The organism is Oleiagrimonas sp. (genome assembly GCF_027858935.1).
GTDB lineage: Bacteria > Pseudomonadota > Gammaproteobacteria > Xanthomonadales > Rhodanobacteraceae > Oleiagrimonas.
In genome coordinates this window covers 1-9,254 of sequence record NZ_JAQIBU010000106.1, presented here as the reverse complement: position 1 = coordinate 9,254, position 9,254 = coordinate 1, and the positions used below count along the sequence as shown (strand labels likewise).

The following is a 9,254-nucleotide window of genomic DNA, read 5'->3' as shown; positions in this document are numbered from 1 at the left end:
GCGCCCGGGAAATGCGCCAGGAGCGCGGCTTCGATGGCCTCGCGCAAGCGCCACATGCCGGCGGCGAAGTATTCGATCACCAGCGTGTCGCCGTAGCGGTCCACGACCAGTCCGGACAGCCCGTCGCCCTCGCTGTTGATCACCCGCCATGCGTCGCTGACGTGGTCCAGCTGCAGCAGCTCGCGTCGCATCGCCACCGCGCGGGCGATGCGTGCGGCGATGAAATCCGCGTCGATGATCGCGTCCGGGTCGATATCCAGCACGCGCAGCGCGACCCGCGCATGGCCGTTCCAGAAGCCGTGCCCGACGAAGCGATCCGCCGCGTCGACGATGCGCACGATGCTGCCCGGCGGCAGGTGCGTGCGCGGTTTATGCGCCTGGGCCGACCAGATCCACGGATGGCCCGGCAGGCGTTCGGTATTGAGCGTGATGGTCGGTGTCGTCGTCATCACACGATTGTACCGGCAGCGTGCAGGGCGGACAGGGTCAGCTGCGTGCGTACCGTTTCCGGGAGGCGGACGGCGTCCGCCCTACGCACGCTTCCAGCGCAGGATCCCCAAGGCCGCCAGCGCGACCAGGTTGATGCCCAGGTGCCAGTTGTGCGGACCGGCCAGGGCCAGCAGCCAGTGCCAGCGGCCGATGTCGGCATGGATCAGCAGCGAAAGCGGGCGTTGGATCACCACGTCCAGATCCAGCCGCACGCCGGCATAAAGCGCGTAGCTGAAAAACGACGTGCCGATCACCGGCAATTGCGCCAGTTGCAGCCATCGCGACAGGCGGGTTCCGGCGGCGTGGTGTTCCAGCAGCAGCACGCCGGCCACCAGCAGCAGCGCGAACAGCACGATGCCCACCAGGGCGCTGATCATGTCGGGCATGCTGCCCCACGGGAACAGGCGTTCGATTTGCGCGACGAGGCCGAACAGGCCACCGGCGATTTCGAACACGCCGATCAGGCGCAACAGTAGTCGCTGCATGGGCAAGGTTCCTGCGAACAAAGCGGCATGGTAGCTGAGCCCGCGTTCCCCGGGGCGCCCATCACGTAGCGCCCATTACGCAAGTCGAACAGCGTCCGTCTTCGGGTTCAGGCCAGCGCGTCGGCGGCCTGGTTGAGATCGTCGATGTGTTCCTGCCACCAGCGCGGCTCGGCGGCGTAGGGAAAGGCTGCGGGGAAGGCCGGGTCGTCCCAGCGCTGCGCGATCCAGCCGGCGTGGTGGGCCTGGCGCATGGCACGCAGTGCAGGGATCAGGTGCAGTTCGGAAGGATCGAGGTCCCCGAACTCGGCGTAGCCTTCCAGCATGACGCGCATGGCCTGCTCGTCTTCGGCCAGCATCCACAGGTCCTGGATTGCCGGGCCGTTGCGTGCGTCGTCGAGATCGACGAAATGCGGGCCGGCGTCGGTCCACAGGATGTTGCCCGGGTGGCAATCGCCATGCAGGCGCAGGTTGCGCACAGGTGAGGCCGCCTCGAAGCGCGCGGCGACGCCGGCATCGAGCCGGACGATAACATCGCGATAGGGGGCCTCCAGGTGCACGGGCAGCAAACCGGATGCCAGTGCGGCACGGGACGGCTGCTCGACCAGATGCGCGCGATCAAAGCGTTGCCGGTGGCGAAACGAGGTGCGTGCGCCGATGCCGTGCATGCGTGCCAGCAAGCGCCCCATCCATGCCAGGTGATCGTGCGACTCCAGGGATGGCGCGCGGCCCCCGCGCCTCGGATACAGCGCATAGCGGAACCCGGCGTGGCGGAGCAGTGTGCAACCGTCGAAGACCAGAGGCGCGACCACCGGAAGTTCGGCCTCGACCAGTTCGGCGCAGAAATCATGCTCCTCCTGGATCGCTGCAGCGCTCCAGCGATCCGGCCGGTAGAACTTGGCAACCACGAAGCCACCGTCGTCAAGGCCGACCTGGTACACGCGGTTCTCGTAGCTGTTGAGCGCCAGCAGGCGGCCGTCGCCGAGCAGGCCGCTGGCGTCAACGGCATCCAGCACCGTATCCGGGGAGAGGCCTGCATAGGGCGCGCGGTCCGGATTCACGATCGACCGCCGATCGCGCGGCGCGGTACCACCGCCATGGTCAATCGGGCGATACACACCAGGACGCCAGTCTCGTCCTCGATGCGGATCTCCCAGACGTGAGTGGTACGGCCTACATGCAGCGGGCGCGCCGTTCCAGTGACGTAGCCGCTGCGCACGGCGCGCACGTGGTTGGCGTTGATGTCCAGGCCCACCGTGATGTGCTTTTCGGGATCCAGGCAGAGCTCGGCAGCGCTGCTGCCCAGGGTTTCGGCCAGCGCCACCGAGGCACCGCCGTGCAGGATTCCGTAGGGCTGGTGCGTGCGTGCGTCCACCGGCAGGGTGCCGCGCAGGAAGTCTTCCCCGATTTCGGTGAAGCGGATGCCCAACGCCTGCATCAAGGTGTGCTCGTTGCGGCTGTTGAGCTGTTCGAGGTCGGGCGTGTGATGCCACAGGCTCATGGATATTTTCCGGTTACGGGAAGCATCCATTGTGGCGCGGGGGTCGTATTGGCGACAATGGAGGTCCTTGCACCCATGGAATCCCCGTGCCGTTCACCGTTACCCTGAAAGCCAGCGGACGCCAGTTTCCCGTCGCGGACGGTGAAACCGTGCTGGAGGCCGCGCAGCGCGCCGGACTGGCGCTGCCGTATTCCTGTCGCGCCGGCATGTGTGGCAGTTGCAAGGCCACCGTGCTGGAAGGCCGTTGCCACTATCCGCGCAATCCGCCCTCTGCGCTGAACGCTGCCGAACAGGCCCGGCATGCGGTGCTGCTATGCCAGGCGGCGCCGCTGGAGGACCTGGTGCTCGAGGTGCGCGAGGTGGCTTCGGTGGGCGATATGCCGCGTCAGGAGCTGGACGTGCGCGTGAGCGCCAAGGACCGGCTGGCGCCAGACGTGGTCCGCCTGCGCCTGGCCTCCAGGCCCGGTGAGCGCATGCGTTGGCTGCCCGGGCAGTACATCGAGGTGCTGCTGGAAGACGGCAAGCGTCGCGCGTTCTCGCTCGCGCGCGCACCGCATGTCGGCGACGACCTGGAAGTGCATGTGCGGCATGTCGCGGGCGGCGGTTTCACGTCCTGGGTCTTCGATACGCTCGATGTCGGCGACAGCTTGCGCGTGGAGGGCCCGTTCGGGACCTTCGTGCCGCGCGAGCATTCCGAGCGGCCGATGATCCTGATGGCCGGGGGCACGGGCTTTGCTCCGGTCAAGGCGCTGGTCGAACATTTCCTGCACCTGGGCACCTTGCGTCCGATGCACCTGTACTGGGGCGCTCGCAGCGCCGCCGATCTGTATCTGCGCGACCTGCCCACGCACTGGGCCGAGACCGTTCCGACACTGGACTTCCATCCGGTGGTGTCCGATCCGGAGCAGGCCGCCATCGCGCGTGCGCGCTCCGGCCTGGTGCACGAGGCGGTACTGCAGGATCATCCGGACCTCGGTGGCCACGACGTGTACATGTGCGGACCACCGGCCATGATCGACGCCGGACGCCGGGCCTTCGTGGAAATGGGTCTTCCGGAGGAACGCCTGTACTACGACTCGTTCGACTACGCGCCGGAGGTGCTCACGCGCATCCTCGATGCGCGCGCAGGCATCCACGGGCTCTGAGCGGAATCGGTCTCAACCGCGGCCCTTGGCCGTGGGCATGTTGGCCTGGTTCCAGGAGTACATGCCGCCGTGCAGGATGAAAACCTTGGTGAAGCCGGCCTTGACCAGGCGCAGCGCCGCCTTGGAGGCGGTCTGCCCGGTCTTGCACACCACCACCACCGGGAGGTCGCGGGCTTTGGCCAAGTCCTTGTTCTCGGGATCGAACTGGCTCATCGCCACATGCCGCGCGCCCGGGACATGGGCCTTCTCGAAGTCCGCGTAGCTGGATATGTCGATCACCAACGCGTTCTCGCGGTTGATCATCTGGGTCAGCGTGGCCGGGGTCAGCTCCTTGTACTTGCGCATCAGGCGCATGAGCTCGCCGACGATGATCGCGGCCAGCAGGATCACGAACAGCAGGCTCAGCCAGGGATGGTGGCCGACGAACTCGGGCAGCTTGTGCAGGAAATCATTCATGGGTTGGATCCGCCGGTGCGCGTGGCGCAATGGGTAAACCAGACATTATCCGGGAGCCGCCGCCGCCGCGCAAAGCGCGGGTCACTGCTCGGGTGTGATGTCGGGCAGTCCGGTCTCCAGCAACCAGTGTTTTTGCTTGGCATCCCAGGTCCAGGTCTGGTGGTCGATGATGGTGCGCTCGCGCTGGGTGTTCTTGTTGATGATGCCGATGCGCACCACCTGACGCACGGTGCCCTTGCTCACCGGGATCGGTCCGTTGCCACTGTCGTAATCACTGACCCGCACCTGCTTGTAGCGGGACATGTCCAAGTCGGTCAGCGGATGGGCCTTGCGGTAGGTCGGATCGATGAAGCTTTCCGCCTCGGCAAAGCTGCCCCATCGCAAGGCCGCGCCGTAGGCGGTCAGGGTGGACTCCAGGCTCTTGTTGCGACGATCGGTGGCGCAGCCTCCCAGCAGCAAAAGCGCGGTCAGCAGTGTAGTTGCGATGATCGTGCGCTTCATGCGGTTCTCCCGGAGCGGCCATGGATGCATCTGTGCATTGTGCCGCAACTGGTCATGGACTGCGGCGTTTGGACACATAGCGTGCTTCAAGGGTCGCGGCGATGGTGCCGTCTGCGGTCCGAACAAGGCATTCGACCTGCAGGCGCGCCTTGCCCCGTGCGTTCAGGGTCGCGAGAAAGGTGGCAGGGTCAGCGTTGGCCTGCAGTCGTGCCTCGGCGCGCAGATCCTCCCACACCGGCGCCAGGTAGCGGACGCTCGAGTCGGCCACGAAGACATCGCAGTCCTGGCCATGCTCGCGCAGCATCAGCTCAATCAGCGACCAGCCGGCCAGGGTCATCAGACTGCTCAGGCTGCCGCCGAAGGCGCAGCCCTTGTCGTTGACGTTGGGCGCCAGCGGGGCGCCCAACGTCAGACTGAGGCCATCGTGGGCCAGCAGTTCCAGCTGCATGCTTCGCGCCAGAGGTATGCCTTCGAGGATGAAACGTTCCAGCTGCTGGGCCTGTGGGGAAATGGTGGGCATGTTCATGAGCAAGGGAGTGTGACGTCCGACCCCCGCGCGAGCAAGGGCGCTTCGCTCCTGCATGTGTCCCCGGTAGCATGAGGTCATGGCCATGACCCACGACAAACCCCTGCGCGGTGCCGATGTTCTGGTCACCCGTCCGGCCGGTACCGGCCAGGAGATGGTGCGCAAGGTCCGCGCCATGGGCGGGCGGGCGCACCTGCTGCCGGGATTGTCACTGCGCCCGCTGCCTGTGGAGACCGCGCGTCGGGAGCTGCAGGCGGTGCTGTCGGACGAGGTGATCATCTTCACCAGCCCGGCGGCGGTCCGCTTTGCCGCGCGTCTGGCTCCCCTGGAGACCTCCGCCCGGGTGCTCGGTGTGGGGCGCGGCACCGTGAGCGCCCTGGCCCGGGCCGGCCTCAATCATGCCCGTGCCCCGACCCGTGCGCATGAGCACAGTGAGGGCCTGCTGGAGCATCCCTGGCTGCAGGGGATTCGGGGCCAGCAGATCGCGTTGGTGACTGCACCGGGAGGACGTGGTCTGCTGGAAACGGCGTTGCGTGAACGCGGCGCGCGGGTGCACCGGGCCCTTGTCTATCAGCGCACGCGGCCACGTCTGACGCATCGGCATTTCCAGATGCTGGCGAGGCTTGGGGACGACGCCTGGTTGCTGCTCACCAGCAGCCAGGCGCTGGAGTACCTGCTGGAGGTACTGCCGCCAGCTGCTCATGAGCGCTTGCGGGCATGCTCTGTCGTGGTCAGCAGCGCACGACTTGAGGCAAAAGTGAAGCAGTCCGGATTTGATTGCGTTCGGGTTTCTGTCTCGCCACGGGCGGACGATCTGCTCGTCGTCGTGGCGATGGCGCGTGCGGGGTCCTGACACGGGACACTCCCCGATATGGTCGTGGCGTCGCACTCGGGCTAGCATGAGCACATGAGCGCATCCGATCCCTCGAACGCATCAACGTCCGCTGCTCCTGCAGCGGCTCCTTCTGCTTCGGCCCGGCCCGGGCATTCCGGCAGCAAACCCCCGTCGCGTGGTGGGCGCAGCCTGGCCGGTCTGGCCCTGGTGCTGGCCTTGGTCGCCTTGATCGGGGTTGCCTTCGGCGGCTGGCGGCTGTGGCAACTCGAACATCACGCGCATGCCGATACCCGTGCCCTGCATGACGCGCAGGACAAGCTGCACAAGCTGACCGGGCAGGTGGAGGACGTTGCCAGCCAGCAGCAGTCGATGCACCAGCAGGTGCAGCAGGCCGTGCAGCAGATGCAGGGCGTGGACGGTCAGGTGCAGGGTCTGTCCGAGCGCAGCCGCAGCCTGGAGAATGCAGTCGCCAGCCTGACGGCCCGTGCACAGTCCGGGCGAGACGCCATGCGACTGGACGAGGCCGGGATGCTGTTGCGCATGGCCGGTGAGCGCTACCGCCTGTTTCATGATGCGACCGGGGCCATCAAGGCGTACCGCATGGCGGACCAGGTCATGGCCAACGTCGATGATCCGGCCTATGCCAGCGTGCGCCAGAGTATCGAACTTGAGCGCAAGGCACTGGCCGCAACGCAACCGGAACTGCGTCAGGCGGACCTCGAGGCCCTGGCCCGGATGCGTGGCGATGTGGCTTCCTGGCCGCTGAAGTCCACGCAGACCGGGACCAAGGCTGCCGGTACAGGATTTTGGTCGCGTCTGGGACAGGCCTTTTCCGGCCTGGTGCGCGTCAGTCGCAGCACGGATGACTTGGCATCCGGCCAGCGCGACCTTGCGCGCAGCCTGACGGAGCTGGACCTGGCGCAGGCCCAGGCCGCGCGTCTGGACTGGAACGAAACAGGATTTGTGCAGGCGCTCAAGCGGGCCGATGCGCGCATCAAACGTTATTTCGACCTGCAAGCCGCGCCGGTCAAGCAGGCCCGGGTACAGATCCGGCAGTGGTTGTCGCGCTCCGAAGGCAGTGCGCCTGATCTCGGCCAAGCCCTGCAGCAGTTGCATAACCTGCGCGCGGTCCACGACATCGCTGCGCCGTCCGACACGTCTGCGCCGGAAAACAAATCGGCCAAGCCGGCCAAGGGTACGCAGCGATGAGGGTCTGGCGCTGGGTCCTGTTGCTGGCCGTGGTGGCCGCTCTGGCTGCCTACGGCTGGCACTGGGTGGCTGAAGATCCCGGTCAGGTGCTGGTGCATATCCGTGGTTGGCAGGTCCAGACGAGTGTCGTCGGCGCCATCGTGCTGCTTCTGCTTTTCTGGCTGTTGCTGACGTTCTGCTGGTGGCTGGTGCGCTGGCCGTTTGGTGCGATCACCCGCCGTCAGCGCCGGATCAGTCGCGCGCGTCTGCATGAAGGGCTGGTGGCGCTTGCCGAGGGCCGGCATGGAGAAGCCGAGCGCGACTTGGTGCGCGCAGCCCGGCATGCTCCGCAAAGGGGGGCGGCATGGCTGGCCGCCGCCAGTGCGGCCAGTGCGCGTGGCGATAGCAAACATGCACTGGAAGCGCTGGATCAGGCTACCCAAAGCGCCCCCCAGGCTGCGCGCGTGATGCGCGCCCGCATCCAGCGCCTGGATGGGCGTGCGGACGAGGCGCTGGCCATGCTGGCGCCTGCCGCCGATGCCGGCAAGTTGCCGCCGGCGGGGTGGCGAGAGCTGGCGGAGGCTGGCCTGGCCAATGGCGACCTCGACCGCGCACGCCTTGCTCTGGTCCCGTTGCGCAAGAGCGGCGCGCTCGACGCACATGACTTTGGCGACCTGCAGAACCGCGTGCTGGCTGCGGCGCTGACGGCGGCCACCGGTGTCGATGCCGTCAACAGCCTCTGGTCGAAACTGGAGCGTTCACAGCGCCGCACGCCGGAGCTGATTGCCGCCTATGCAACCCGGGTGGCTGCCCTCGGTCGTCCGCTGCCGGCCATGGACGAGATCGAGTCGGCGTTGCGCCGGCAGTGGTCCTCATTGCTTGTTCTAGTCTACGGACGCCTGGAGGGGCCTGATTTGGAGGGCCGCCTGCGCCGCGCCGAAGGCTGGCTGGATGGTCATCCAGGCGACGCCGCACTGCTGGCCGCGCTGGGTCGCATGTGTGTGCGCATCGACCTGTGGGGCAAGGCGCGGCAGTACCTGTCGCGTGCCATCGATCTCGAACCAACGGCTGACGCCTGGGAAGCGCTGGGCGAGGCCTTTGCCGGCCAGGGCAACGCATTGCTGGCGCAGCAGTGCTATCGCAACGCCCTGCACATGACCCGAGGCGAACCGATACAGCCGCTGCCGGGCATGTCGCCCGCAGCCGCGCCCAAGGGTCCGATTGATCCGGAGGAGCGCGACGTGCATGGCGTACCGCACCTGCCGGCATCCAACAAGCCCTAGCCCGGTGCCGATCTCCTCACACGAGTCTTACGTTCGTGCATGAAGTTGATCGCGAGGTTGCCGACGCCAGCGAGCCATCCTTCGGCCTTTTCCGTCCGGCACGCACCGCCGTGCAGGGAGGACCCTGAAAAGCATAAGCCCATACTGCACAGCATCTCGCCCGCAGGTGACACGGCGGAACCCGGGCGCTTTGTCTTCGCGGTCGTCGAGCGACCGCAGCGTGCGAGGCACGCCCGGGTCCCCTTCGGAAGCGTCGGAGGGTGGAGGATCAGGCCCGAAGGGGGCGCACATGGATGTGCGCCCGTTCGCCGTCAGCACAGGAGGTGCTGTCGGCGAACCGCCCGGAACCCGGAGCGGACCCGCAGCGCCTTTGGCGCGGAGTGCGCGGACGTTGGGGTGCCCTTCTTTTGGTTCCGTTTTCTTACTCCGGGCGTCCTGCCCTGCGCCCTTCGGGTCGACCGCGCCGTTCAAATACGTTCCCGATGCATTTGTGGACAAACAAGAAAATGAACCCGCTCGCTTCAGCGAGCGGAACCCCCGGCACCGCCAGGTGACGGCAATCGCACTGCAAACCTTCACTCGACCTCGCAAAGGGGGAGGTCTTTCAATCGACGCGATTCCAGGCATCGCAACATGCCGGGTTGATGGAGCCATTCCGGCCTGCATCATCCAAGTTGGATGTTGGGGTTCGCTGTCGCTGACCCCAAACGACGCATGCGAACCTAGAGCGGCGTGAGGTTGGCGTAGGCCAGCACCAGCCACTTGTGACCGGCCTGCTCGAAGTTGACCTGCACGCGGGTGTGCGCGCCACCGCCCTCGGCGCTGATCACCACGCCATCGCCGAAGCT

The 9,254-nt window shown here is 66.8% G+C and carries 10 protein-coding genes and 2 pseudogenes; 4 read left to right on the top strand and 8 right to left on the bottom strand.

All coding sequences use genetic code 11. The features are described 5' to 3' along the window. The 4 genes and pseudogenes from PF446_RS04100 to PF446_RS04085 all read right to left on the bottom strand — a co-directional run. Positions 1-449 (bottom strand): annotated as a pseudogene (locus tag PF446_RS04100) (RlmI/RlmK family 23S rRNA methyltransferase); the annotation flags it as partial. An 81-nt stretch (positions 450-530) separates the two neighbouring features. After that, positions 531-974 (bottom strand): hypothetical protein, encoded by a 444-nt coding sequence (locus PF446_RS04095; protein WP_298069975.1) that lies wholly within the window; start codon positions 972-974, stop codon positions 531-533. Between the two features lie 107 nt (positions 975-1,081). Then, positions 1,082-2,032 carry a serine/threonine protein kinase gene (locus PF446_RS04090; protein WP_298069974.1) on the bottom strand — a complete coding sequence of 317 codons (951 nt, stop codon included), beginning with the start codon at positions 2,030-2,032 and terminating at the stop codon, positions 1,082-1,084. Continuing rightward, the gene (locus tag PF446_RS04085) at positions 2,029-2,472 is read right to left on the bottom strand and encodes a hotdog fold thioesterase (RefSeq protein ID WP_298069972.1); all 444 of its coding nucleotides are present in this window, start codon (positions 2,470-2,472) and stop codon (positions 2,029-2,031) included. Before PF446_RS04085 ends, PF446_RS04090 begins: the two co-directional genes overlap by 4 nt. Before the next feature lie 80 nt (positions 2,473-2,552). On the opposite strand from PF446_RS04085, the gene PF446_RS04080 reads away from it, so the two are divergent. Continuing rightward, positions 2,553-3,617, top strand: a complete 1,065-nt coding sequence (locus PF446_RS04080; protein WP_298069977.1) for a CDP-6-deoxy-delta-3,4-glucoseen reductase — start codon at positions 2,553-2,555, stop codon at positions 3,615-3,617. A gap of 12 nt (positions 3,618-3,629) precedes the next feature. Here PF446_RS04080 and PF446_RS04075 read toward each other — a convergent pair whose 3' ends face one another. From PF446_RS04075 to PF446_RS04065, 3 genes are all read right to left on the bottom strand, one after another. Then, a complete protein-coding gene (locus PF446_RS04075; RefSeq protein ID WP_298069970.1) occupies positions 3,630-4,073 on the bottom strand; it encodes a rhodanese-like domain-containing protein in 444 nt (147 codons plus the stop codon). An 81-nt stretch (positions 4,074-4,154) separates the two neighbouring features. Next, a complete protein-coding gene (locus tag PF446_RS04070) occupies positions 4,155-4,574 on the bottom strand; it encodes a hypothetical protein (protein WP_298069968.1) in 420 nt (139 codons plus the stop codon). Between the two features lie 52 nt (positions 4,575-4,626). Continuing rightward, positions 4,627-5,094, bottom strand: coding sequence for a YiiD C-terminal domain-containing protein (locus PF446_RS04065; protein ID WP_298069966.1), 468 nt, complete (start codon positions 5,092-5,094; stop codon positions 4,627-4,629). 91 nt (positions 5,095-5,185) lie between these two features. Here PF446_RS04065 and PF446_RS04060 point away from each other — a divergent pair, with 91 nt between their 5' ends. From PF446_RS04060 to PF446_RS04050, 3 genes are read left to right on the top strand one after another with little or no spacing between them, the layout of a single operon-like run. Beyond that, positions 5,186-5,953, top strand: coding sequence for a uroporphyrinogen-III synthase (locus tag PF446_RS04060; RefSeq protein ID WP_298069964.1), 768 nt, complete (start codon positions 5,186-5,188; stop codon positions 5,951-5,953). Positions 5,954-6,007: 54 nt separating this feature from the next. Beyond that, positions 6,008-7,144 (top strand): uroporphyrinogen-III C-methyltransferase, encoded by a 1,137-nt coding sequence (locus tag PF446_RS04055; RefSeq protein WP_298069963.1) that lies wholly within the window; start codon positions 6,008-6,010, stop codon positions 7,142-7,144. Next, the gene (locus PF446_RS04050; protein WP_298069962.1) at positions 7,141-8,406 is read left to right on the top strand and encodes a heme biosynthesis HemY N-terminal domain-containing protein; all 1,266 of its coding nucleotides are present in this window, start codon (positions 7,141-7,143) and stop codon (positions 8,404-8,406) included. The genes PF446_RS04055 and PF446_RS04050 overlap by 4 nt, the downstream gene beginning before the upstream one ends. Before the next feature lie 722 nt (positions 8,407-9,128). Here the strand turns inward: PF446_RS04050 and PF446_RS04045 are convergent. Next, a pseudogene (locus tag PF446_RS04045) lies at positions 9,129-9,254 on the bottom strand (DNA helicase UvrD); the annotation flags it as partial.